General features: G+C 46.6%; 19 protein-coding genes. All 19 read left to right on the top strand.

Annotated features, from left to right (window positions below; all coding sequences use genetic code 11):
* Positions 1-223 precede the first annotated feature (223 nt).
* Complete coding sequence (locus ACFQ0C_RS18995; protein ID WP_379368569.1) at positions 224-5020, top strand: WIAG-tail domain; 4797 nt, start codon at positions 224-226, stop codon at positions 5018-5020.
* Positions 5021-5296: 276 nt separating this feature from the next.
* Positions 5297-5734: a MarR family winged helix-turn-helix transcriptional regulator gene (locus ACFQ0C_RS18990; protein ID WP_258211331.1), complete on the top strand. Its 438-nt coding sequence runs from the start codon at positions 5297-5299 to the stop codon at positions 5732-5734.
* Positions 5731-6387 (top strand): HlyD family efflux transporter periplasmic adaptor subunit, encoded by a 657-nt coding sequence (locus tag ACFQ0C_RS18985; protein ID WP_379368568.1) that lies wholly within the window; start codon positions 5731-5733, stop codon positions 6385-6387. Before ACFQ0C_RS18990 ends, ACFQ0C_RS18985 begins: the two co-directional genes overlap by 4 nt.
* 12 nt (positions 6388-6399) lie before the next feature.
* Positions 6400-7719 carry an efflux RND transporter periplasmic adaptor subunit gene (locus tag ACFQ0C_RS18980; protein ID WP_379368567.1) on the top strand — a complete coding sequence of 440 codons (1320 nt, stop codon included), beginning with the start codon at positions 6400-6402 and terminating at the stop codon, positions 7717-7719.
* An 11-nt stretch (positions 7720-7730) separates the two neighbouring features.
* On the top strand, positions 7731-9392 hold the full coding sequence (locus tag ACFQ0C_RS18975) for a DHA2 family efflux MFS transporter permease subunit (protein WP_379368566.1): 1662 nt from the start codon (positions 7731-7733) through the stop codon (positions 9390-9392).
* A 46-nt stretch (positions 9393-9438) separates the two neighbouring features.
* Positions 9439-11856 (top strand): S-layer homology domain-containing protein, encoded by a 2418-nt coding sequence (locus tag ACFQ0C_RS18970; RefSeq protein ID WP_379368565.1) that lies wholly within the window; start codon positions 9439-9441, stop codon positions 11854-11856.
* A gap of 247 nt (positions 11857-12103) precedes the next feature.
* Positions 12104-12568 (top strand): MarR family transcriptional regulator, encoded by a 465-nt coding sequence (locus ACFQ0C_RS18965; protein ID WP_379368564.1) that lies wholly within the window; start codon positions 12104-12106, stop codon positions 12566-12568.
* A gap of 139 nt (positions 12569-12707) precedes the next feature.
* The gene (locus ACFQ0C_RS18960; protein ID WP_379368563.1) at positions 12708-13682 is read left to right on the top strand and encodes an ROK family protein; all 975 of its coding nucleotides are present in this window, start codon (positions 12708-12710) and stop codon (positions 13680-13682) included.
* 373 nt (positions 13683-14055) lie between these two features.
* Positions 14056-14778 (top strand): response regulator transcription factor, encoded by a 723-nt coding sequence (locus tag ACFQ0C_RS18955; protein WP_379368562.1) that lies wholly within the window; start codon positions 14056-14058, stop codon positions 14776-14778.
* A gap of 50 nt (positions 14779-14828) precedes the next feature.
* The gene (locus tag ACFQ0C_RS18950; protein ID WP_379368561.1) at positions 14829-18308 is read left to right on the top strand and encodes a response regulator; all 3480 of its coding nucleotides are present in this window, start codon (positions 14829-14831) and stop codon (positions 18306-18308) included.
* Positions 18309-18430: 122 nt separating this feature from the next.
* The gene (locus ACFQ0C_RS18945; protein WP_379368560.1) at positions 18431-19630 is read left to right on the top strand and encodes a putative bifunctional diguanylate cyclase/phosphodiesterase; all 1200 of its coding nucleotides are present in this window, start codon (positions 18431-18433) and stop codon (positions 19628-19630) included.
* A gap of 400 nt (positions 19631-20030) precedes the next feature.
* Positions 20031-20753, top strand: a complete 723-nt coding sequence (locus ACFQ0C_RS18940) for a sugar phosphate nucleotidyltransferase (protein WP_258211323.1) — start codon at positions 20031-20033, stop codon at positions 20751-20753.
* A complete protein-coding gene (gene rfbB / locus ACFQ0C_RS18935) occupies positions 20750-21781 on the top strand; it encodes a dTDP-glucose 4,6-dehydratase (protein ID WP_379368559.1) in 1032 nt (343 codons plus the stop codon). The genes ACFQ0C_RS18940 and rfbB overlap by 4 nt, the downstream gene beginning before the upstream one ends.
* On the top strand, positions 21778-22692 hold the full coding sequence (gene rfbD / locus ACFQ0C_RS18930) for a dTDP-4-dehydrorhamnose reductase (protein WP_379368558.1): 915 nt from the start codon (positions 21778-21780) through the stop codon (positions 22690-22692). The genes rfbB and rfbD overlap by 4 nt, the downstream gene beginning before the upstream one ends.
* Positions 22685-23146 carry a dTDP-4-dehydrorhamnose 3,5-epimerase family protein gene (locus ACFQ0C_RS18925; RefSeq protein ID WP_379368557.1) on the top strand — a complete coding sequence of 154 codons (462 nt, stop codon included), beginning with the start codon at positions 22685-22687 and terminating at the stop codon, positions 23144-23146. Before rfbD ends, ACFQ0C_RS18925 begins: the two co-directional genes overlap by 8 nt.
* A 26-nt stretch (positions 23147-23172) precedes the next feature.
* Positions 23173-24285: a CgeB family protein gene (locus ACFQ0C_RS18920; protein WP_379368597.1), complete on the top strand. Its 1113-nt coding sequence runs from the start codon at positions 23173-23175 to the stop codon at positions 24283-24285.
* Between the two features lie 44 nt (positions 24286-24329).
* Positions 24330-25460, top strand: a complete 1131-nt coding sequence (locus ACFQ0C_RS18915; RefSeq protein ID WP_379368556.1) for a CgeB family protein — start codon at positions 24330-24332, stop codon at positions 25458-25460.
* Between the two features lie 153 nt (positions 25461-25613).
* Complete coding sequence (locus ACFQ0C_RS18910) at positions 25614-25904, top strand: hypothetical protein (protein WP_379368555.1); 291 nt, start codon at positions 25614-25616, stop codon at positions 25902-25904.
* 204 nt (positions 25905-26108) lie between these two features.
* The gene (locus ACFQ0C_RS18905) at positions 26109-26711 is read left to right on the top strand and encodes a class I SAM-dependent methyltransferase (protein ID WP_379368554.1); all 603 of its coding nucleotides are present in this window, start codon (positions 26109-26111) and stop codon (positions 26709-26711) included.
* Positions 26712-26721: the final 10 nt, after the last annotated feature.

Genomic DNA, 26721 nt, shown 5'->3' with positions numbered 1-26721 from the left:
AGCCTCTGCCGGGGCTCTTTTTTTGTTGTAAAGGCATAGGGATAGGATCACAAACAACTTGTAATTATAAAGGGCTTTAAATTTGCTGTGTTAGTGCCTATTTTGCTGAATGACGATAACTTCCTTCTGGGTGAATGCATATGTTACATATGACTACTTAGGGCTCCTGAAGCTCTGAAAAAATGTTTAATTGGGGTATACCAATTATGGGAGGAAAAGCAGGATGAGGAAGCGAAGCAGCCGAAGTACTGGTAAGGGCGGCCCGTTGCGCAGCAAACGCACAGGCGCTTATATTAATGAATTAAAATGGTTGGATGATATTCAAGCTAAGGAAAATGAACAAAGATTGCAAAATGAAAACAACGGAGTAACCATCAGCAAGCTGGAGCTGCCCGTTAAGGAGGACCTAGCTTCAAATACTGTACAGCTGCGTCCAGTTTTGATTCAGCCCGTAATTCAGGAGCGTAAATCAAATGCTGAAGGAATGGCAGTAATTTACACGGACGATCTTGCAGATGCGTCGGTTACAAATGAGAAGATAGCTCATAACACCATCGAAAGCAGCAAATTAAAGCGGGGTACTATCAGCACGGAAGAATTGAGTGATTACGCTGTGACATCCGCTAAGCTGGGAGATCGAAGTGTTACGCAGCAGAAGCTTGGATTGCAATCGGTGACAGAGGAGCATATCGCTCCTTATGCCATTACTGGGGATAAAATTCAAGAGCGGACAATTAGCGGAGGTAAGCTCCAAGATAATAGCATTACATCGGATAAGATGGCGGATAAAACAATTGATGCCATGAAAATTGCTGAGAAATCGATTCATACAAAGCATTTGGCAGAGGAAGTAATTACCGGCGAGCTGATTCAAAATCAGTCTATTACTTCGGAGAAAATAAAAAGCGGTACGATTCAAACCGTACATTTGGCTAACTATGTCGTGAATACAGCTAAGCTCGCTGATTCATCAGTAACTGGAGAGAAGCTGCGCGATCGCTCGGTAACGGCTGATAAAATAGCCGATGGCGAGGTCTCCTCTCAGAAGCTCGGAAATCATGCAGTTACTGATGAGAAGCTGGCTCCTTGGAGCATTGGACCTGTGCATTTGAAGTCCAAGGTGATCTTGCATGAGCATTTAACGGATGGGATCATACGCAGTGAAAATATTGCAGGCAAGCAAATTACAGCCGGGCATTTAACAAGTGATTCGGTTCTTTCAGAACATATTAAGGATGGCTCTGTAACTTTAGAGAAGCTGGCAAAGCATTCAGTTAATGGTGTGCATTTGCAGGAAGGGACTATAGAGAAGCGGCATATCCAACAGCATAATGTGGAAACACGCCATTTGGCGGAGGGAGCAGTAACATTAAGTAAGCTTGCCGCACAAAGCGTGAATACTCAACAGCTAGGAGAAGCAGCTGTAACTTCTGCTAAACTGGCTGATTTATCAGTCACTTCAACGAAGATTGTGAAGAAAGCGGTAACCGCTGAGCATTTGTCTGCCGCGTCTGTATCAAGCAGTCACATAGGTGAAAAAGCGATACTTTCCGCTCATCTCAGTCCACTCATAGTAGGGAAGGAGCATTTGCAGGAGCAATCGGTCGTAACAGCTAAGCTGCAGGACCGTGCTGTGACTTCCGAGAAGCTGGCATTAGGTTTGATTCAGCAGCAGCACATTCAAGATGGGGCTGTATTGTCAAGCGCGCTTTCAAATCAGAGTGTGACCACATCGAAGCTGGCTAGCGAATCGGTATCTACCGATAAGATGACCAATCTGGCAATCACTTCAGCTAAGCTGGCACAAGCAAGTGTGACCAGCGACAAACTCGGGCGCAAGGCGGTGCTTGCTGAGCATTTAACAGAAGGGGCGGTGCAATCTGCACATTTAGCAAAGGGCTCGGTACAGGTCACTCATTTGGCTTCGGATGCGGTAATCAGTGAAAAGATTGCCAACGGCGCAGTGACTTCAGAGAAGCTCGCCGATGGGGCTGTAAAAACGGCGCAAATAGCGGCAGCGGCGGTGCAGTCTAACCAGCTCGCTATAGGCGCAGTTGACTCGGTACATCTAGCACCTGGAGCGATAGGCGCCGTTCATTTGTCAGAGCGAGCTGTAACCGGGGCAAAGCTGGCTGCTGGAGCGGTAGTGACTGAGCATATCGCTCAAGGCGCCATTCGAAGCGAGCAATTGGCAGCTAAGGCCATAGGAACAGCGCAGCTGGCAGAGCAATCTGTGACGGGAGCGAAGCTGGCTGCATCGGCGGTAGAAGCAGAGCACATCGCGCCTGGCGCAGTGCGGATTGAGCAGGTGGGGGCACAAGCAATAGGGACAGCGCAGCTGGTAGAACAATCGGTGACAGGAGCTAAACTGGCAGCAGGAGCGGTAGAAGCAAAGCATATCGCTTCAGGAACTGTGCAAGGCGAGCATGTGGCGGCCGAAGCAATAGGTACAGCGCAGCTGGCGGAGCAGGCAGTTACGGGAGCAAAGCTTGCCGCAGGCACTGTAGAGGCAGAGCATATAGCCATTGGAGCGGTGCGAGGTGAGCAGGTGGCCGCGGAGGCGATAGGCACATGGCATCTTGCGGAGCAAGCCGTGACGGGAGCAAAGCTGGCCGTAGGAACGATTGAAGCATGGCACATCGCACCAGGCGCGGTGCGAAGCAAGCAGATAGCGGCGGAAGCGGTAGGTACAGCTCAGCTGGCAGAACAATCAGTGACAGGAGCTAAGCTTGCGGAAGAAGCTGTGGAGACGGGACATATTGCACCAGGCGCAGTGCGAAGCAAGCAGATAGCCGCGGAAGCGATAGGAACCGATCAGTTGGCGGAACAGTCGGTGACAGGAGCGAAGCTTGCCGTGGGCGCGGTGGAGGCAGGGCACATAGCAGAAGGTGCAGTACAAAGCAAGCAGGTAGCGTCAGAAGCAATAGGAACCGTACAGTTGGCGGAGCAGTCGGTGACGGCAACAAAGCTTGCTATAGGAGCTGTAGCTTCCGAGCATATTGCCGAAGGCGTGGTGCAAGGCGAGCATGTGGCGGCTGAAGCAATAGGTACGGCACAGCTGGCGAAGCAAGCAGTTACGGGAGCTAAGCTTGCCGTTGGAGCTGTAGAGGCTATCCACATCGCTGAAGGTGCGGTGCGAAGCGAGCAGGTAGCCGCAGAGGCAATAGACACGGCACAGCTGGCTATGCATGCTGTGACTGGAGCGAAGCTCGCCATAGGGACAGTCGAAGCGGTGCATATCGCACCAAGCGCGGTGCGAAGCAAGCAGGTAGCGGCTGAAGCGATAGGTACAGCACAGCTGGCGAAGGAGTCGGTGACAGGAGCGAAGCTTGCCGTTGGCGCAGTGGAGACGGAGCATATCGCTGAAGGAGCGGTGCGAGGCGAGCAGGTGGCCGCGGAGGCGATCGGAACGGAGCAGCTAGCGGAGCAGGCGGTGACGGGAGCGAAGCTTGCGGCAGGAGCTGTAGAGACGTTCCACATTGCCGAAGGAGCGGTGCGAGGTGAGCAGGTGGCCGCGGAGGCGATAGGAACGGAGCAGCTGGCAGAGCAGGCGGTGACGGGAGCGAAGCTTGCGGCAGGAGCTGTAGAGGCGTTCCACATTGCCGAAGGAGCGGTGCGAAGTGAGCAGGTAGCCGCAGAGGCGATAGGAACGGAGCAGCTGGTGGAGCAGTCGGTGACAGGAGCGAAGCTTGCGGCAGGAGCTGTAGAGGCGTTCCACATTGCCGAAGGCGCGGTACGAAGCTTGCATATCGCGGAAGAAGCGATAGGAGCAGAGCAGCTGGCAGAGCAGGCGGTGACGGCAGCGAAGCTTGCCATAGGATCCGTAGAGGCATCGCATATTGCCGAAGGCGCAGTGCGAAGTTTGCATATCGCGGAAGAAGCGATAGGAACGGAGCAGCTGGCAGAGCAGTCGGTGACGGCAGCGAAGCTGGCAATAGGAGCGGTGGAAGCAGAGCATATAGCCGAAGGAGCGGTGCAAAGCTTGCATATCGCGGAAGAAGCGATAGGAACGGAGCAGCTGGCAGAGCAGGCGGTGACGGGAGCGAAGCTGGTTATAGGAGCGGTGGAAGCAGAGCATATAGCCGAAGGAGCGGTGCAAAGCTTTCATATCGCGGAAGAAGCGATAGGAACGGAGCAGTTGGCAGAGCAGGCGGTGACAGGAGCGAAGCTGGCGAAAGACGCCGTAGAAGCAGTGAACATTGCACCAGCCGCGGTGCGGAGCAAGCATATAGCTGCAGAGGCGATAGGAACGGAGCAGCTGGCAGAGCAGGCGGTGACGGGAGCGAAGCTTGCGGCAGACGCTGTAGAAGCGGTGCACATCGCGCCAGGAGCGGTGCGAAGAAAACAAGTGGCTGCAGAAGCCATCGGTACTGCGCAGCTGGCAGAGCAGGCGGTGACGGGAGCAAAATTGGCTGCAGGAGCGATAGAGGCGGAGCACATCGCGATAGGTGCGGTGAACGGCGAGCATTTGAGCAGTGACTCCATTGATGGTCTGCATGTGAAGCAGGAGTCAATATCTGGCTATCACCTGCTGCCAGGAAGCATATCGATTCTTCATTTGGATTTCAGGCTGCAGGCTCAGCTCCAAACAGCATCTGCAGTGGCAGCCGTGCCAGTTCTAGAGCAAGCTCATAATGATTTGTCCTTGGAATCAGTCGGTGAAACAGAACTTCAGCCTGAGTCTGAGGAAACCATGCATATTGCGCAAGAGGAAGTTACCCCGGCTCAGATATCGTTCCAATCTGTCCAGACGTCTCATGCAGCGGCAACTATTCAACAATTTGGACTTTCATCCTTCCAGCTCCGGCTTGAAGAAGAAGTAGTTAAGCTAACTATTATTTTCGACAGTTTATTTGCCAATACAGATTATGTGCTCGTAGCAACAACGAATCAGGAAGCTTGTTACGCTATAATAGAAGATAAACAAGAAGCCAGTGCAACGCTTACAATAGTCAGAAGCAAATATTCACCGGAGCTGCAAGGAGTTGTTAACTGGATAGCTATCGGTTCATTAGCTTAATAGAAATAATGCGGAAGCCATCTATGATATAGATTGGCTTCTTTTTATTTTTCCAACAAAAAGTAAAAATCACTTTTCAAATAGTTCGAAACGTGATATTATTTCGTGTATGAATATTTCTTATACGAAATATAAAGTGATCAAATGATTTTTTACAATTCAAAGAAAGGGTGATTTTGGCCGATTTATCGCATAGTTATTGTTCAGCCTTCTGACATGTGATATATTTTTTTGTATTGATATTTCGCTTACGAAATAATTAGGGGGTTGAGTGTAATGAGTCGCGCAATGGAAATCGGACATTCGATACGAAAGCTAACGAAAATTTTCAATCTTACAATGAAAGAAGATTTAAAGGAACTTGGTCTTACCAATCCACAGATCATGACGCTGGGCACTGTATATTTGGAACGTAAAACGATTGGACAAATTTCAGAGCACACAGCGCTGTCTTATAGCACAGTATCAGGAATTATAGACCGGTTGGAGAGAGATGGATGGATTGAAAGAGTTCGTGATGAAGCGGATCGTCGTATTGTTTGGATAAGCAAGACGGATAAATTTGATTTGTTAAAAGAGAAGCTTCATTTTTTTCAAGAAAGCTTTTATGAAAAGATGCTGTCGGATCTTTCCGAACAAGAGCTTGATACTATTATTCATTCACTGGCATTACTAACTACTTATTTGGAAAAGAAGGTTGAGGAAAAGCTATGAAAAGGAAACCAGTATTGTATTTGATCCTTGGGGTCGCATTGCTTGGAGCCATAGGTGGAGGTTACTCCTTCTGGTACCAATCGCATTATTACATTAAATCAGAAGATTCTAGGATTGCCGGTGATATTTATCGAGTTATGCCTCGTATTTCCGCTAAAATGACATCCCTACAGGTCGCAGAGGGCGATACTGTAATTTCGGATCAAATTGTTGGTCAGCAAGACAACACGAACCTGTCAACCAGCCTTCTGGATCAAGCTGCTCTTCGCTCACCGATTAGCGGGACAGTCATCAAAACGATGGCGAAAGCAGGAGAAGTGGTATCCCCGGGACAGACGATTGCCATGGTTGTAAATAAGAAGGATCTTTACATTACAGCTAACATTGAAGAAGGCGACATTCATCGGGTAAGCGTTGGACAGACGGTTGAGTTTACGGTGGATACTTTTTCAGGCAGCACGTTAGTCGGTAAGGTAAAGGAAATTGGCGAAGCTACGGCTGCTACTTTCTCATTGCTTCCAGCAACGAATACTAGCGGCAACTTTACAAAAGTGACCCAGCGTATTCCGATCAAAATATCGATTGATGATCAACAAGGGTTAGCATTAGCTCCAGGTATGAGCACAACTATAAAAATTCATTTAAAAGGCTAGGGGACATATACCATGAGAAGAAAACAATTGACATGGATCCCTGTGATCCTTTCATTATGTGCAGTTATGGTTTTACCGGCATGCGGAGCAGCTGTTTCACCGCAAGCTAACGCGGCACAAGCCATTTCTGTTAAGGCAATCAAGCTTGGACAAACAAACGAATCCGGACTAAGCGGTAAAGTTATACCCGACCAGGAAGTGAAGGTTGTCTCCAAAGCTTCAGGCAAGGTTCTGGATGTTAAGGTTAATGAAGGCTCTGTCGTGAAAAAAGGCGATGTGCTTGTGCAGCTGGAAACCGATGACTTGTCACAGCAATTAAAGCAGGCTGAATCGGGAGTAATTGCCGCTCAAGCTAAGCTGGCTGATACACAGGCAGGGGCGAGAAGCCAGGAAATTCAAGGCTTGGAAAGTGCTGTACAAAGTGCAAAAGCTGCTAATGACCAAATTCAAGCAGCAACGGACACAGCTAAATCGGCTTTTGATCTGGCACAAAAAAATTATAATCGTTTAAGAAACATGTACGAAAGTAGTTCTACAGTATCGAAAGACGATATGGATAAAGGTACCTTCGAGTTTGACAAAGCCAAATCCGCTTATGATCAAGCACAAGCGCAGCTGCAGTCGTCAGCCGCACAAGTAACGGCAGCCAAAGCAAAGCTTGACCTGGCACGCAGCGGGCCTACAGGTAATACTGTAGAAGCTTTGCAGGCTGAAGTGAACCGTCTGAACGCAGGTTTGGAGCTTGCATCGAGCGCATTTAACAATGCTGCCATTACAGCTCCAATGGATGGGATCATTGTCAAACGCAGCATCCAGCCTGGAGAGATGGCTCAGCCTGGCGTCACGCTGCTCAATCTTGTAAAGATGGATCAAGTGCAAATAGAGCTTAGCGTTCCAGATTCACTAATCGGTAAGCTAAAAAGCGGTGCGGATGTAGATGTTAAGATCAGCAATTTGCCAGATAAGTCTTTTGCAGGCAAGCTGAATTTCGTTAGCCCTGTATCCAACGCGAACAGCAGCACTTTCCCGGTTAAAGTAACCGTCGATAACAAGGATGGCTTGATTCTGGCCGGTATGATGGCTGAGGTTCATATGAAGGAAGCAGGACAAAACCGAATGGAACTACCTAAGGCTGCACTAGTCAAAAAAGACAACAAAAATTACATCTATATAATTCAAGACAAAACGGCCAAGGCAGTTGAGGTTACGACTCAGGATAAAAATCAGGACTGGGTGTATTTGCAGGATAACGCAAGCGTGAAAGCTGGACAGCAAATTATTATTAATCCAACGGATGCTCTAACGGATGGCAGCACAGTGAAAGTCGAATAGGGGGCGATGGTGTGTCTGATGATTCTCAAAAAACGGCCGCTCCCGGAATTCCGGCTGAAGAACATAAGGAGCCGAGCTTTTGGCTTCCTCTTGTAGCTATTATTCTAGGTACTTTCGTATCTGTATTAAGCAGCAGCTTGGTGAATGTAGCCCTTCCCAAGCTGTCTACCGTATTTGGTGTACCGACGAGTACAATTCAGTGGGTTGTAACCGGGTTTATGCTGGCTTCAGCTGTTGTAATTCCCGCAAGCGGCTTTCTTGCAACACGATTGGGCAGTAAGAAGGTACTGGTATGGTCAGTAATAGGGTTTACGATTGGCTCCTTATTATGCGGATTAGCTTGGAATGATTCCAGCTTGATTGCCTTCCGTATTTTTCAAGGGTTAACGGGCGGTTTTATTATGCCGGTCGGCATGGCGGTAATTTATACGATAGTGCCTCGCAAGCAGATTGGGCTGGCAATGGGGATCTGGGGGGTAGCAGCCATGGTTGCACCCGCATTGGGACCGACCTTAGGCGGATATCTCATCCAATACTACAGCTGGAGAACTTTATTTTTGCTTAATGTGCCTATTGGTGTAATAGCAGCTGTTGCTTGCTTCTTCTTGCTGAAGGAGTCGCCAGTAAACAAAAATTTAAAATTCGATGTATGGGGCGCCATTTTTTCCGTAACTTTTTTCGGGACGCTTCTCCTTGCATTGAGTAAAGGGCAAACCGAGGGCTGGACGTCTTTGTATATCGTTAGCTTGTTTTTTATATCGGTAGTCAGTTTGGCTTTATTATTGTGGGTAGAGCTTACTACGAAATCGCCGCTTTTGAATTTAAAAATATTCAAGGATATTAAATTTTCGGCGAGCGTGCTGACAGCAGGTCTTATCATGATGGCGATGATGGGCGGAACCTTCCTTATGCCTATTTATTTGCAAAATGTACAGAACATGACGGCATTGGATGCAGGGATCCTGCTGCTCCCTCAATCTGTTGCAATGGCGCTCATGATGCCAATCAGCGGCAAGCTCGTGGAGAAACTCGGAATTGTACCGATATCAGTGATTGGTTTGCTTATACTTGGGGTAACTACTTATGAGCTGCATTCGTTAACAGCCGATACATCCCACTTGTGGATTAATGTGGTGCTTACGATTAGAGGCTTCGGAATCGGGCTTTGTATGATGCCGATTTCCACCGTTGGTATGGCTGACATTCCTAAAGAACAAATTCAGGACGCTTCTCCACTCTCGAATGTGTTCCGCCAGGTTATGGCATCCATGGGGATTGCTGTACTAACAACGATTATGAGCAGCCGACAATATTTGCATTATTTCCGTATTTCTGAGAATGTTCCTTCTACTTCAGAGCCTGCTTCCCAGTATATGTCTGCGATTACCGGGGCTCTGGCCCAGGGTGGAGTAGATGCGGCTACAGCAAGCGGAGGGGCGGCTATGTATTTGGCAGGCCTTATGCAAAAAGAGGCGATGGTCCGATCCATAGCTGACACTTTCTATATTTCTGCATTACCCGCATTCATATGTATACCTTTAGTGTTTTTATTGCGCTCGAAAAAAAAGAAAAAAGAACAGCCGGCTGAGCAGCCTGCACCGGTTTCCGAAGAGGTGGCAGCACCTGCGGTGGCGGGTCGACCTGTAAAAGTCGCAGAAACGGTAGAGGCGTAAAGGATTAGATTGGTCTAATATTTGATTTATATGGGGGAATACTCTAATGAAGAAAAGTCTGCCTATAATACTGAGTGCAGCAATGGCATTTTCTATGTTTTCATCCGTCGCTCTAGGCGCGGCTACTGCAAAATCTTCAGCTGATTTTTATGATTTAAACAACCTGGATGCTGCGTCCAAAATCAAATTCGATGCCATGATTTCAGCAGGCATATTTGATGGAGTCGGAGAGGGCAACTTTGGTTTAAAAGATAAAATGAATCGGGCGCAATTCGCGAAGGTTGCAGCTTTGGTCTTCGGCTTGCCTGTGGATGCGTCTTTGAAATCATCCAGCTTTAATGATGTGAGTGCAGACGATCCGGCTAACGGTTACGCACTCCCGTACATTGAGTCGCTTAAAAATGCTAATCTCACCGATGGCTACGGCGCTAATTCTTACAATCCTGCCGGAGAAGTAACCAAGGAGCAGCTTGCTGCCTTCTTGATCCGTGGTTTAAGTAAGGACGCTGAAGCGAAAGCCGCTCAGGGCATGAATGATAACACCGTTTCCGATTGGGCCAAAGGCTATGCTGCTCTTGCCAGTCAATTAAAGCTTATGGAAAATGATGCTGACGGCATGTTTGAAGGAAAAACTGCAGCAACCCGTGAGCAACTGGTTACTTCTTCGTATGAAGCGAAGCAGCAATACATTCCAGGATCTATTGTTGTAAAACCGTCAACGCCGTCAACACCGTCTAACTCCGTACAACTATCAACAGGGGAAATGCCGAGCTATACTTTGACGAACAACGTACAGGCTCAGCCCAAGGGATTATTGCAAGAAAAAACAGCCAGCGGCTGGAGGTTCGGAGCTGCCATTAAGTTAAGCAATACCTCGGGTTCAACTGTCCGTATCCCGGATTATGAGCTTCGTGTTAAAGCCTCCGATGGAACGGTGTATACATTGAAGGCAAGCACGGATAATGTCCGTTCTATTGAGCCGCAAAGCACTGTGGAGTTAAGCTATATGTCAGAAATTGATAAAATTGCTGACTTTAATTTAACTGATCTGCTATGGGTCGATGTGGATGATCAAGTGTATCCGAAGAAGGAAACATTGCTGGCGGATGCTTCAGTGGAATCATTCGTATGGCGTGGCTCTGAAGCAACTATCCAGGATCCTGCATTATTGGGAAATTGGGGCTTTACCTTCACTATTCCTGGTGAGAATTCACCGCTTAAGTATACTGCAACTAATATGACCAAACAGTTTACGGGGCAAGCGCCAACTTACATTGTGCAGGTTAAAGTGGAAAACCCGGCCAGCTATGCTGCAACGGTTCCTAGCTTTACTTTGAGCGGGCAAGCTTCGGGGCGTTCATTTATCGGTACAAGAGTAGAGCAATCTTCCGTTATTTTAAATCCTGGGGAACAGAAATATATTAATTTTGCCATTACAACGGAACCGGACACACAGCTGAATGCTTTCTACGTTCTGTCATCTCATAACTTCCTGAAACAAGGTGCGACTGCACCCGTTCAATATTTCACTGGCAGGATCGGGTTCAAATTACCGACAGCTTCTGAAACCCAAACCGCATTGCCAACGTATGTATTAGGCAAGCCGATTGCGGTTGATTCTTTAAGTAAAGCCGTCAATCCGCAAATGGAAGTAGCTCTGCAAAACATTGAATGGTTTGAAAATGACGGAAGAGACTATAAAACAGCTGTAGCCAAAATCAAGTTTACTAATAAAAGCGGCAGCGTAATTCCTGTTCCTAAGCTCGGGGCAGACATCGTCTCAAGTAATGGGGTTAATTATAACGGTGTCCAAAGCACCACATCTGTAAACGACGTGCTTCCAGGTATGGGCGCTGTGCAAATGTATGCTTTCACCGTTCCAAGTTCGGAAAATGCTAATCAATTCACATTGCGTTTGCTTGAACAACAAGGACAACAGGCTTCGGCTGGCTCACAAGCGCAATCTGGCTCACAAGCACAGCAACAGCCAGCTCAAGCAACGCCGGCTCAACAAGCACAGACGACCTACAAAACGCCTATAGCACAGGTTAATGTGACGTTGAGTGCATTGACACCAACGGGTAACGAGTTCTCATTCTATCCTTACCAAGTGAAGATGGATAGCTTTAATATCACCAACTATGCTGCGAAAAATGCGGTTACCAACAGCTACGGATATACCTACAAGCTGGAGATGGGTCTCGATATTAAAACTACGGATGCGGTGCTGGCTGATCCAGCTAATCCGAAGTTGCTATTCCAACTGGAAGGACCGGATGGCAAACGCTTGGGTTCCAAAACGTATTCACTTTCAGGCGATAGCCGCTTGATGAGCGGTAACCAATCCGTCATGTTTGATAGTGCCTCCGATACACTGGAATCACCGATTTCCATTAAAGTGTATGAATTGGTTACTACGCCATATGGAGACGCCAGACGTTTGCTGACTACGTTGAAGAACTAAGTTTAGATAGAGGCATAATAAAAGTGCCTTAGGGATCCGTATTCCTAAGGCACTTTTTTGTTAATATCAGACTTTATATGTCTCTTCCTCGAAAGGGCTTCGAACAGAAGCTTTTCTTATTGATAGGATGTATCATAAGCTTTTTTTGTTCACTCCCTATTAACTGTGCTAGTACAAGGGGATGCTGCAGCCGATTATGTTTGATTGAGCTCAACAAAAATAACGCTTTAGTTTAGGAGGTTCTACAATGAATACCAGTCAGATTGAAGTGGAATTACAACAAGTTTTTAGACGGATATTACGAAAAGTGGTTGTTTACGGAAGGTATGTGGATTCGCGTTTCTCAGGATCGCAAGTAGCAGCATTGGAAGTTATTCAGCGACAGGGACCGATCAAGGTTACCCATTTATCGGAGAGTCTATCCTTGTCATTGAGTGCGGTCACTTTGCTATGCGATAAACTTATCCAGAATGGCTATCTAATAAGAGATCGTGATGATGAGGACCGGAGGGTGGTTTACTTAAATATTACGATGCATGGCCGGGAAGTGCTCGAAAACGTTTTGGCGTCGGAGAAGGAATTGGTTAGTCAATGGTTAAACGGACTTTCGGAGCCTGAACTGGAGCAATTCAATAGAACATTCCAACATATAGTGGGAAATGTGCAGCCGCTGAGCACCAAAAAAGCGGAGGACCCAAGCTGCTGTAACTAAAATGATGGAAAGAAGCATAAATTTGATTGAATATGTCAAATGAATCCCCTATAATATCGATGATGGAGAACGGCCCGGCAGGAATTGCTTGGATGTGGTTCTGGTAGGTCCCGTTGGTGAAATAGGGAGGGGAACTTTGATGATGAACTATTTAATTGGTATGGATATTGGCGGTACGAACGTTGTTTGCGGCTTAGTAGATACTGAGGGGAAGCTGCTTCATAAAATAAAGCAACCAACGGAAGCTTCAAAGGGCAGCAGCTATGTATTTGATAAAATCGGACTCATGATTGAGGATTTAGTATTGCAAGCTGGAATAGAAAAGTCTCAAGTATCGGTTATCGGGGTAGGAACACCTGGGTTCATTGATCCAATTAAAGGGATTACCCTATTTGCAGGCAACCTGCGTTGGACGCAGGTACATACAGCTGATGAAATCTCCAGGAGGACTGGCCTCCCTGTATTTATAGATAATGATGTTAGAATGTATGTTTACGGTGAAGCTGTTTGCGGTGCCGCTCGAGGATATGAGCATGTATTGGGTATTACGATAGGCACCGGCTTGGCAGCATCGATGATTAATAATGGACAGCTGTACTATGGAGGCGGCTACATGGCAGGAGAGCTGGGTCATATCCTTATGCCCGAAATCTCCTATCGCTGCGGCTGCGGCATGACAGGCTGCTTGGAAACCGCAGTATCAGGCACCGGAATTGCAAGGCAAGCGAGAGAACAGTTGGAGAACGGCCAGGTAAGCATTATGCAGGAATGGCTGAAGGATAGTTCTCTTGAGGCTCTTACGGCGGCGGATGTATCCAAAGCGTTTGATGCAGGCGATCCTCTTGCAGTGGAAGTGATGAATCATACGGGAACGCTGCTTGGAAAAGGTTTGGCAGCAGCGGTAACGCTCTACAGTCCGGATATTATAGTTATTGGAGGCGGCGGGGCTTTGGCTGGTGAGCGATTGTTCGCGTCTATGCGAGAGCAATTGAAGCAGTCGGTGTACAGCGGGTATTGGGATAGATTAACAATAAAAACTGCTGAGATGCTGGATGATGCTGGAATTGTCGGCAGTGCCCTGGCGGCCTGGGGGCGGCTGGGAATAGCAAGATGATTTAAATACGATTTAATTCCTGAGCTGCGTCCGAGCACCGAAAAACTAACGTTAATTTACATGGAACTAATTAGCTGTATTTAGAAAAGACGATTCCAATTCACTTGCTGAATTTTGGAGTCGTCTTTTTTTCATTGAGATGAGCGAAGGTTTACGCCACCACTTTAGCTTTTTGGAGGAACTGAATGGGACAGCTGTAATTTTTTATCGAAATATGGACGATCTTTTCCTTTATATAGTATATTATAGTAGAAGATTGACGCAATTTAATAGTATATATGTAAAATATAAGTTAAATGCCATAGTAATTGTTAAAAAAGATTGAGTATTCTTAATAATCATCTAACATTCGATCGGAAACAGGTGGTAAAGGATGCATAAAGTATTAGTCATTGAAGACGATAGTATGGTCGGCGAAATGTCCATGATGTATTTGTCCGAAGAAGGCTATATGGTGCGCAGAGCCGTAAATGGCAAGGAAGGAATTCAGCAATTGTTTGAATTTGCTCCGGATATTGTCATTATGGATATTGTGCTCCCTGACATCAATGGAAAAGACCTGTGCAAAGAGTTCCGTAAAACTTCGCATGTACCGATCCTTGCAGTCTCGATGAAAACGGAGGTTCTCGACAGAATCGATGCTTTAACTGCCGGGGCGGACGACTACTTATGCAAGCCATTTAGCATGCGGGAGCTTACGGCCAGGGTAGCTGCAATGATTCGCCGGACAGAAATGAACAGTCCTGAGTCAATGTTAAAGCCAAATCCAGTCTCAGTTCCAGTTCTGCTGCAAGGAGAAGGCAATGATCCGGTTACATTGGACTATGATCGCAGATCCATTTTTGTGAATCATACGTTTGTAGAAACGACTTACTCGGAATTTGAGCTAATGAAGCTTTTGGTTAACAACAAGGAAAAGGTTTTTACCCGGGATCAATTGATTAATACACTTCGTGGAATTGATTCTTTTGTGAATGATCGATCTATCGATGTACATATTGCCAACCTCCGAAAAAAAATAGAGAAAGACCCGAAGGAGCCCAAGTTAATCAAAACCGTTTGGGGCATAGGGTACAAGTACGTAACTAACTCTTAAGGAATGCTCCTTAAGAGTTTTTATTTGCAGGAGCGATGGGGGGACGATAGATGAGGGAATTGTCGCTGCGTTTTAAAATGATGGTTGTTGTTGTATTGATTTCGGGAGGGGCCCTGTTTGTTGTAGGAATTAGCAATTACAGCTCCGCCAAGCAGCGGATTATGGATTCACTGAAGGAAACTGCAAATGAGAGGGTACAGTTATCCTCATATAATTTGTCAGCGTGGTTAAGGAACCGAATGGCGGAAGTGGAGATCATGAGCCGGTCAGAGCAGGTGCGATTCGGAACCGATGCGGAGCGGATTGATTATTTCGGCAAGGAAGTGGAGCGTTCCAAGGGAGAGTATAAAAGAATAGGGTTCGCCGATTTAAAAGGGGACATGGACATAAGCTCAGGAGGGAAGGTTAACTTCCATTCTGAGGATATATTCACGAGAGTGATGAAGGGGGAGAGCATTGTCTCTGATCCTTTTATCGAGAAAGCAGCCAATCAACGGCTGATCACACTGCAAGTGCCTGTATTTAATAAAGATAATAACATCATCGGACTTGTCCATGCAGAAATTTTATTGGATAAGGCTTTCAAGCAGCTGATTAATCATCAAGCAGGTCATATGGGCAAAATCATGCTGTCCACGGCAGACGGGACTGTATTTTATTTAAGTGAAGTCTCAGAAGCAGATTCTATTAATAAGGAAGCGATAGGATCGATTTTAGCAGAGATTACGACTAAGCCGTTGGAGTCCAGGCATGGTTTCCGGGATTTGTCTGAGAGGAATAATCCGCTGCTCCTCTTTTTCTCAGCTGTGGAAGATACGGCTTGGTATGTAGTGCTGCAGGTACCGACGGACGAAATGAAAAAACCGCTTCACTCATTATTTTGGAAAACGGTGCTCTCCATTGCCGCTACAGAGGTGATTATGATATGGCTGCTAACGGTAGTTTATAACCGACAAATTGTCAGGGTAAAGGAAATTTTATCCGTTACAGAAACAGTGGCCGAAGGAAATTTCAATCTGCCTCCTATTCCAATCAGTAATAATGATGAAATAGGAGCTCTGGCACAATCTGTTAATGTTATGATGGACCATTTGAGGACCTTGTTTGAGCGATTGGATACGATTATAAATCATAATGATTTTTTAATGATCGCCTTGGATGCGGATTATAAGATTACTTATTTTAGTAAAACAGCCGAGAATATGCTGGGATATACGGCGGAAGAAGTGCTGAATAAGGAGACACCGCTGCTGTATATCGCTCCAGAAGAAATAACTGAGGAGGCCGATAGACTATCCAAGCTGCTGGGACGCACCGTGACTCCAGACGTAGCGGTATTCCATGAGCTCAGGCTGCTTGAATTTTCATATGACCGGGAATGGACCTTTGTTCACAAAGACGGCAATCGATTTCCCGTGACCTATAATTCGAATGGTTTGAGTGATGGTGAGGGCAACTTCTTAGGCGTTGTAGCAATTGCAAGGGATATTACCGAGCAAAAGAGAGTTCGTCAGGAGCTTATCCAAGCAAAGCTGGAGGCTGACGAAGCGAATCTGGCCAAAAGCAGGTTTCTTGCAGGGATGAGCCATGAGATACGCACTCCCCTGAATGGGATTATCGGGTTAACCCAGCTGATGCAGAAAACAGATATGACAGAGGTTCAGAAGGATTACTCTTCTAAAGTGTTGTATTCATCCCAAGCTCTCCTAAGGATTATTAAAGACATATTGGATTTCTCAAAGGTAGAAGCAGGCAAAATGGAGATCGAGAAGGTCGTGTTCCATCCTGAGGAACTGATGGACAAACTATCCGACGTATTGGGCGTTTTTCTTGGCGGTAAAGAGCAGTTTGAGCTGATGATCCAAACGGACGACAGCTTACCGGATGAGCTAATAGGAGACCCGCTTCGTCTGGAACAGGTGCTGCTCAACTTATGCAATAATGCGGTGAAGTTTACGGAAAAGGGCTTCGTTAAAGTAAAAGTGGATGTGGTTAAGAAAAAGGGTTCTTCTGTAAATGTTCGTTTTAGCGTGGAAGATACGGGGATCGGCATTTCTGCGGAGCAGATGGACAGCTTGTTCAAGCCGTTTACTCAAGCTGATGGTTCAACCAGCCGTAAATATGGCGGAACTGGCTTAGGATTAGTTATAGCAAGCAGGCTAATAAAGTTAATGGATAGTAACCTTGAGGTTCACAGTGAGCTGGGTCAAGGCAGCGTATTCAGCTTTACCGTTCCCATGATGCTGCCTGCTGGAGCCAAGCCAAACGATTGGAAATCGAAAATACACAAAGCTGGATTGCGAGTTATGGTCGTAGAGGATAATCCACTTATGCAGGAGCATATAAGTGCGATGCTGCGCTCCTTTTCCTACGAGCCTATTGTATTCTCAACATGGAAGGAAGCCTTTGCTGAGCTTGGGCAGCATACCTCTGGCAAGCCGTATGACTTGGCATTAATGGATATGGAAATGCCGGATATGTACGGTCTTGAAACATGGGCTGCTTTCAAACGAGAAGCGGATGCTGCGGGTATCATAACGTTAGCACATACAACAGCCTATGGGCGGGACGAAATGTTAAGCGTGCCCATGGAGTACAGGTCGGACGGTATTGTTGTTAAGCCCCTGAGCCGATTGGGCTTCTTTCAAACCATTGAAGCTGCATTAGGCCGCAGGGGTCATTCAGCCATCCAACCGTTCGTTCTGAAGCGTGGGTCGCAGCTGAGGCAGGGAAATGGAAGGATGAAGCGGATTCTGCTGGCCGAGGATAATGAAATCAATCAGCAGGCGGCTATGGAGCTGCTTGCTCAGCGCGGCTACTCCGTTGATGTGGCGCGAACAGGCTATGAGGTGCTGGATAAGCTTTATTCCGAGGACTGGGATCTTATCCTTATGGATATTTTTATGCCTGAGCTGGATGGAGTTGAGACCACTCGAAGGATTCGCAGCGGAGACCGTTTAGAGCAAATACCTATTATTGCGTTAACCGCTAATGCTATTTCAAATGATCATGAAAAGTACCGGACAGCGGGGATGAATGATATCATCACGAAACCGATTGAGCTGCATATGCTGGATTCGGTTATTCAAAAGTGGTTAAATGATGCGGCTGCTTCCTCAGAGGAAGATTGGACTTACAGTCCATCAGCAGCAGGCGTTGGCCTAATTGAGCTGTTATCGGGAAATGAGAATATCAATGTGTCGAAAGCGTTGTTTCAGCTGCTTGGAAAGGAACAAATATTACTCAAAATGTTCTCGATCTTTCTCCGCGATTATGTAGGATACACGGAACGGATAAGAGAGGCTTTGAGTGAGGGACGTCTTCAGGAAGCCCAGCGTTTCGCGCATACGCTCAAAGGCGCCGCCGGAAGTCTTTCGGCTGATCCTCTTTTTAATGCGGCGGCTAAGCTAGAAGAAACTCTTAAAGTGGCATGTATCTCGGGTAATAATAACGTGGAATTGGAGGAGGCTATGAAGGAGCTGGAACTCTGCTTGGACCGATTAATCACAACATTGCAGGCAATATCCTAATATTTTCCTGATATATTTAGGAAAATTAACGTTTATTACTTATCTTATCTAAATGTTACTAAACAGTTTCCTGCCATAATGAAGATAACAATTCCGCTCCGTGATGTACCCAATGCTTAAGCTTGATTCGACCATCAGAGGTAAAGGGGACGCTATCGGGCAAGTTTAAGTGGGGGGTTAGCATCATTATTAATTTGCTGGAAACAGGCTTGTACATGCTGGATTACACGCTGCTGGTTGGACTTTTCCTGATTGTAGAGTATCGGCTTAAATGGCAACAAAATGTGTGGGAATGGATAAAGGTTCATATAGTGACGTTTGTTTTCCTGGGGCTCACCGGAATGGTTCTTAGTCTCCTGCTATTTCAAACGGAAGTCAGAACTTCAATGGATCATGAATCTATTTTAATATTGGCAGCCAGTTTGTTCATTGTTTTTGTGATGTTCGAACATTTGCTAGCTCCTGACCATTCATCAGAAGAAGATGATAAGTCAGCACTTTCGGTTGTACCACCAATGGAATTGTATTCTCCGAGAAGGGAGAATATCGAAGAGGCGCTGCTGACCGCATTGGAACGAAAGCAATTTACATTGTATTATCAAGCACAATATGATGCAGCTACTCGACAAATACTGGGTTTTGAAGCGTTGCTGAGATGGGAGCATCCCGAGCTGGGAACCGTATCACCAGCGGAATTTATACCTGTTGCTGAAAGCAGCGGCCTGATTGTGGGGATAGGAGAATGGGTGCTTCGCGAAGCCTGCCGTAAAAATAAGGAGCTGCAAGCGGGAGGCTTCACAGGATCGGTTATGTCGGTTAACATTTCCGCTTTGCAGCTGCGTAATGTCCAATTTGCCTATAGTGTCCGAAGTATTCTAAGGGATACTCGTCTTGAGGGAAAGTATCTGGAAGTAGAGCTCACGGAGAGCGCACTTATCCAAAGCTTGGATACATCGGCTTCCATCCTCAATGAGCTGCGAGACATGGGAGTTCGAATTGCTCTTGATGATTTTGGTACCGGCTATTCCTCGCTCAGTTATTTGAAGCAGCTGCCGATCCACAACGTAAAGATTGACCGTTCTTTTGTGCAAAATTTGTGCAATGAGCCCAAAGGAAAGGTGATAGTCGAATCTATCGTTGCTATGGTTCATAAGCTGGGTCTTGGGGTGGTGGCAGAAGGGATAGAAACGGAGGAGCAATTGGATTGTGTTCGAAGCATTGGCTGCGAATCCGTTCAAGGCTACTTGTTAGGCAAACCACTGCCAGGAGCGGATTTGCGCTATGTAATTCCGTCGTTACGCAGTGGAACAGGAACAATTTAATAAAGCCTGAAGAGTCGCATCGCGAACCTTCAGGCTTTTGCTTTATACGAATTCCTGGGGATATATACCTCGATGAGGTATTGTAAAACTTTTGCGGCAAGTTTCCGCAGGAGTTTTTTTTGTGTGTTGACAAACGAAGACGACTCCAACAGCAATCGAAATCGATACCTAATTCCTTCATAAAGCATAGGCATATACTCAGATTGTTCTTTTCACCAAAGGTGAGGTATCTAATGTAAAGATCATTGCAGAGCCCTATATGAGCCTATCCGTACACTGGTCATCAGCCAATTTTCCGCTAATCGTGGTATTCGTCCACTTGAGGGTAGTAGCGAGCGCATATTATAGCAGCATGGCATTTGTACAGTAAGGCGAATTCCTTAGGGAAAGGGGATATACAATGAAAGGCGTTATATTGGCTGGCGGAACAGGAACAAGATTGCGTCCTCTAACTAATATTATCAATAAACATTTACTGCCAGTAGGGAAGTACCCGATGATTCATTATGCGATTGAAAAAATGGCTGAGGCCGGTATCAAAGAGCTGCTGCTCGTTACAGGAAAGCATTCTGCAGGTTTATATACCGAATACGTGGGAAGCGGTCGGGAGTGGGGAGTCGAGGTTAGCTATAAAATTCAGGAGGAAGCGGGAGGTATTGCTCAAGCCTTAGCTTTGGCGGAGGAGTTTGTTCGTCCGGATGAGAAGCTGCTCGTTATTCTTGGAGATAATTTGTTCGAGGATTCTCTACAAGAAGCAGTTGTTGAATTTAGCGAGATGAACAGTGGTGCGCATGTCTTCTTGAAGCATGTGATGGATCCTCATCGTTATGGGGTTCCAGTGCTGAAGGGCAACCGAATAGAACGAATAATAGAAAAGCCTAAGGTACCTCCATCTGATTATGCAGTGACAGGTATCTATTTATATGATAACCGAGTATTTGATATGATCCGGACGCTCCAACCATCGGAACGAGGCGAATTGGAAATTACGGATGTGAATAATGTTTATGCCGAGCAAGGGTTGTTGACCTACAGTATGTTTACAGGCTGGTGGATGGATGCGGGAACGCATCAGGCATTGGCGGAAGCCGGGGCCAAGCTGCTGGAGAGTGAGAAGCTATGACTGGGAGAACGCTGCTCATCACTGGTGGTATGGGATTTATTGGAAGTAATTTTGTTCATTATTGGCTGGCTCATCATTCGAAGGATCGTATTGTGAATCTGGATGCTCTAACCTATGCAGGGAATCCGGATAATACGGCGAGCTTGGAGCACTTGCCCAACTACCGTCTTGTTCAAGGGGATATTGCTGATGTGCAGTGTGTACAGCGTGTATTTCAAGAAGAAACCATTGATATTGTGGTTCATTTTGCAGCTGAATCTCATGTTGATCGAAGCATCGCAGATCCTCAGCTGTTTGTTCGCACCAATGTGCTTGGAACACAATGCCTGCTTGAGGAAGCACGAAGGCAAGGCGTTTCGAAGTTCGTTCATGTATCTACCGATGAAGTATACGGGACGCTGGGCAAGGAGGGACTATTCACTGAGTCTACGCCGCTTGCTCCAAACAGTCCTTATTCGGCTAGTAAGGCAGGATCCGATTTGCTCGCGAGAGCCTACTATGAGACGTATTCTCTGCCTGTTGTTATTACCCGCTGCTCCAACAATTACGGCCCTTATCAATTTCCCGAAAAGCTAATTCCTACTATTATTACGCGAGCGCTTCAGAATCAGCGAATTCCTGTCTATGGAGACGGATTAAATATACGTGATTGGCTCTATGTTGAGGATCATTGTTCAGCGATTGAGTGTGTCATTCAATCGGGTACACCTGGGCATGTTTACAATATTGGCGGAGGCAACGAACGGACCAATCTGGAAATTGTCAGAACTATTCTTGCGGAGATTGGGAAGCCGGAATCACTCATTGAGTTCGTGGCCGATCGGTTAGGACATGATCTTCGGTATGCGATAGACGCTGGCAAGCTGCAGCATGAGCTCGGTTGGAGGCCACGCTATAAGCTTGAGCAAGGGCTAAAGCTTACTGTTGCCTGGTACCTTGAGCATGAAGCATGGTGGGGCAAGCTTCTGCCGCAAGCTGCTTCCAATAAAGTGCTGAATGCAGCAGCGGATGAAGGAGATGCCTTATGAATATCCTCATCACAGGTGCTGGAGGTCAATTGGGACGTGATCTCATCAGGGTGCTGAGCACAATGCATAAGCTGATAGCCAAAACCCGGAAAGAGCTTGACATTACTAACGAACAATCTGTGAGAGAGGCCGTTCTTGAGTGCCGTCCTGACGTAATAGTTCATGCGGCTGCTTATACTCAAGTGGATTTGGCCGAAAGCCGGATGGAGGAGGCCTACATGGTTAACTCCTTCGGCTCGCGAAACATTGCATTAATGGCCAATGAAACGGGTGCCAAGCTTGTTTATGTAAGCACTGACTATGTGTTTGACGGCACTAAGGGGGCTTCTTACAATGAGCTGGATCGTACGAATCCCATTAGTGTTTATGGACATTCCAAGCTTCATGGGGAAAAATTTGTTCAGTTAATATGCGACAAGTACTTTATCGTTAGGACCTCATGGCTGTATGGCAAATACGGCAGCAATTTCGTTACCAAGGTGCTTGCCAACGCTCAGCAGCACAGCGAGCTATCCATGGTGGCTGATCAATTCGGTTCGCCGACATATACGTATGATCTCGCTCGGTTCATCGAGCAAGTGATAGAGAGCGATAGATATGGCATTTATCATGCCTCGAATCGAGGCATGTGCTCCCGATATGAGTTCGCTGAGGAAATTCTTCGAATTGCTGGGCACAGCGCAGTACGGCTTAATCCAGTAACCGCAGACAGCTTTCCACTGCCTGCTGCCAGACCGGTGAGATCAGATTTCGATGACAAGGCAATTCGTTATAATGGGTTCCCGAGACTCAGAATGTGGAGGGATGCCCTACAAAGCTTTATTTTGGAGGATCTGAACATCGATTCCGAAAGCATTCAAACAGATGAAATAATGAATGAAACCGATAAGGAGGAGCTCGGTAATGGGTAGTATTCATGGAGTAGTAAAAAAACCTCTTGTTAAGCATTCTGATGACAGAGGGTATTTTATGGAGCTTTTGCGTAAGGATGATGCCATATATGGGAGCTTTGGGCAAGCATCGCTATCCATGTCCTTTCCAGGTGTAATCAAAGCCTTTCATTATCACCAGCTGCAGGATGATATTTGGTTTTTTCCAAGTGGACACGCGCAGGTTGTACTCCATGATATGCGCAAGGATTCCCCTACCTTCCGAAAAACAGAAGCTCATTATATGGGGGAAGACAATTCGTATTTACTGTTTATTCCTCGGGGAGTGGCTCATGGATATCGGGTGCTGGGCTTAAAGCCGGTGACGATCGTCTACTTTACCAATATGGCTTACGATGCCAGTCAGCCTGATGAATATCGGTTAGCTTACGATGATCCAGAGATCGGCTTTGATTGGTCAACGAAGTTCCGATGATAAATCACGGTGAACGATAAGGGGGGATTCAATTGCGGCCTGTCAAAAATCGGAGGGCGGCGACTGGCAGAGCCGCCGGTTTAATAGACGGTAGGAGTCAGGGCCTGGAGCACGGTTACCATCTCGGACGCTGTGAAGCGGTTCGCGCGATAGTTCCGCCTGCACCCATAACTTTAAGACAATTAAGGGTGCTCTATATTCCGCAAGGATTTCCGGCGATAGACCAGGGTGTGATCAAAGCACTTGGGTCTTTGGTAAGCGAACTGGTTGTTGGTACGCCACCCGAGATGCTGACAGCAGCAGCACAGATGCGTCCCGATCTTATGCTGGTGTTGAATGGTCTTCATGTATTTCCGGAAAATCATCTTCAGCAGATTGACACCGTTCGTGCAATGGGTATTCGTACAGCCATTTGGTTTGCGGATGATCCGTACTTTACGGATGACACGATCCGTATAGCGCAGCATTATGATGTGGTTTTGACGCATGAGCAAAGCTGTGTGCAGCTGTATAAGGAGAATGGCTGCGCCAATGTCGCCTATTTACCTTTGGCGGCGGACACGGATGTGTTCAGGCCTCAGCAGGTAGGTCTGAACTACAGATCGGATGTGTGTTTTATTGGTATGGCGTTTTGGAACCGCGTCGCTGTATTTGATCGTATTGCTCCATATTTATCCGGTAAAAAGGTAGTTATAGCAGGTGGACTATGGAATCGTATGAAAAACTACAAGCTGCTGCGCCACTCTATTCGAGAAGGCTGGACACCCGTCGAGGAAACCGCTAAATATTACAGCGGGGCCAAAATTGTGATCAATTTACATCGCGGTCATGTACAAGAAATAGACAATAGAAACAGTCGCTCGGTTCCGGGTCAGTCTATCAATCCCCGGACTTATGAAATGGCTGGTTGTGGTTCGATGCAGCTTACGGATATTAGGGATGATTTAGCAAGACTCTACACACCAGGTCGAGAAATTGCGGTTTATAGATCACCCGAGGAGCTGATGGGTCAAATCGAATATTATTTAAGCCATGATCAAGAACGGAGAGCTATCGCTTACAACGGATTGAAGCGAACCTTGCAGCAGCATACTTATGTGAGACGGGTAGAACATTTGCTGCAGCTCTTGGGCTACTAAGCCGGATGATGTTGTTATCAATGTACTAGAATAGGAGGAGCAGCATGATTAAGAAAACTGCGCGCAGCCGCGCACGTGTTAGACAACAGCTCCGTAAATGGAGCAAAGGTTGGACGGATGGATACAAATTGGGCAGCGGCTACGGATACCACCACGGACGGTGCGAGGCAATAATGCGAGATTCAGCGCCATCTCCTTTGGGATGGTGGAATGTGCGGGTTCTGTATATTACTTCCGGTAAAGGTTTCCCTTATTCGCCGCTCGATCAATCCATTATAGAAGCCTTCCAAGGCTTGGTTCGGGAGCTTGTTATCTTAACGCCGACTCAGGATTTCGTAAGTGCAGCCAAGCAGCTGCGTCCCGACTATGTGCTTGTTCTGGAAGGCTTGAACCTGCCGGTTGAACAGATTGATCTCATTCGTGCCGAAGGCATCCGAACCGCCATTTGGTTTACAGATGATCCTTATTATACGGATATGACAGTCAATCTTGCTTCCCATTACGATTACGTATATACGCTTGAATTGGAGTGTGTGTCTCTATACCAGAAGAATGGCTGCTCTCAGGTACATTACTTACCCTTCGGAGCGAACTTATCGTTATTTCGTCCCAAGCTAATCCCGATTCATTATCGCAAAGATGTGAGTTTCATTGGTTCAGCCTATTGGAACCGGGTTTCGATATTCGATCAAATAGCCCCTTATTTGGCAACGAAAAACACTTATATTTCGGGTATCTGGTGGGATAGACTAAGCCATTACAATATGCTGACTCCCCATATAGATTTGAACAAGTGGATGGGGGCTGAGGAAACCGCCAGCTACTATAATGGTACGAAAATTGTAATAAATCTTCATCGTGCAACGGATGATGCAACCTTTAACTACAATAGCCGCTTGGTCGGCGCCGTATCACCCAATCCTCGTACGTTTGAAATAGCGGCCTGCGGTACTTTGCAGCTGACTGATGTACGCAGCGACTTAGCCCGTTTCTATACGCCAGGTGTCGATATTGTTACTTATAGCTCTGCCGAAGAGCTCAAGCATAAGATTGAGCACTATTTGCGCCATGAAGACGAGCGTCGGGAGATTGCTCTTAATGCACTGAAGAGAACGATGGAGGAGCATACGTATGCACATCGTGTTGCCCAAATGCTAAGGATCGTGTTTGGATAAAATGGGTATATGCCCTGTGCACCTGCCCTGCTTGCCGCATATTCTATAGGGATGCTAGCGGATAAACAAGGGTTGGACCTTGAAGCAATCAAGGCTGACTCTGTTTATTTATACAAGCAGCTTTCCCTTGGAAAGCAGTGAGGAGGCTCGGGGATGGCCCGACTTAAAAGGATCCGGAAGATGCGGCCGGTGGCAAAGGCAGCTAAGCGTAAAAAGATATCGGGATCGCGGCTTCGTCCGCTTTCCCGGCGCAAACGCGTAGGCAAGGCTGCAAGAAAAGGTTTGTTATTGCAGCGGCGGAGAAGAAGACGTGCTGGCGGTCTGCCGCGAAGCAGAGGCGTAAAAGGGCAAGGCTTCACGATGGCTTATAATAAGGCGTTTGATCAAGCGTACAACGAAGGCTTCAGTGCAGGATTTGCAAAGGGACTTCAAGAAGGCCCATAGGAGAAAGAGTCGAACGCTATTAAGATCCGCTTAGCTTTCAGCTAACATGGGTCTTTTTTAAATGTTTTGGGGTGAGCGAAGCTTACCCCTTATTTTAATTTCAGCACATCTTTAGAAATTCTTAAGAACTTTCCCCCTTAAATCCTTAGATATTTAGGATAACATAGTGACTATCGAAGGAAGATATGAGGGAGTGACTAAGGGATGCTGCTTAATATTATAGAGAAATCAATCGGCTTGAACAGATGGCTTTTTTTTAAGAAATTTTTTCAGAATCCACGTGATATGGGAAGTATTATTCCCAGCTCTACAAGCCTTACCCAAAAAATGCTGGAGCCAGTCAGGTGGGGTGAAATTAATAGCTTAGTTGAGCTGGGTGCGGGTACCGGAGTTTTTACCGAAGCAATTTATGCAAGCAAGCGACCGGGTTGTAAGGTTGCCGTATTTGAAAAGGATGATGAAATGCGCGGCCAGCTTCAAAGTCAATATAGTGAATTTGATTTTTGCAAAAATGCTGTGGAGCTTAAGAAGAATTTATCGGATTTAGGGATAGACAAGGTAGACTGTATTATTTCTGGCCTGCCATTTGCTAACTTCACGCAATCGGATCGAAGCCAAATTATTAGCCAAATTAAAGAAACCTTGCACGAAGATGGAGTTTTCGTAACGTTTCAATATTCCCTGCAAATGAAAAAGATGCTTCAAGAGGAGTTTGCTCACATGAGAATCTATCTGGTTCCATGGAATGTGCCTTCTGCTTTTGTATATGTGTGCAGGTTAAAAACCACATTTGTGAAGCACAGCTAATGCCAAGCGA

Source organism: Paenibacillus sp. GCM10027630, assembly GCF_042676305.1.
GTDB lineage: Bacteria > Bacillota > Bacilli > Paenibacillales > NBRC-103111 > Paenibacillus_S.
This window is presented reverse-complemented; position numbering and strand designations above follow the sequence as displayed.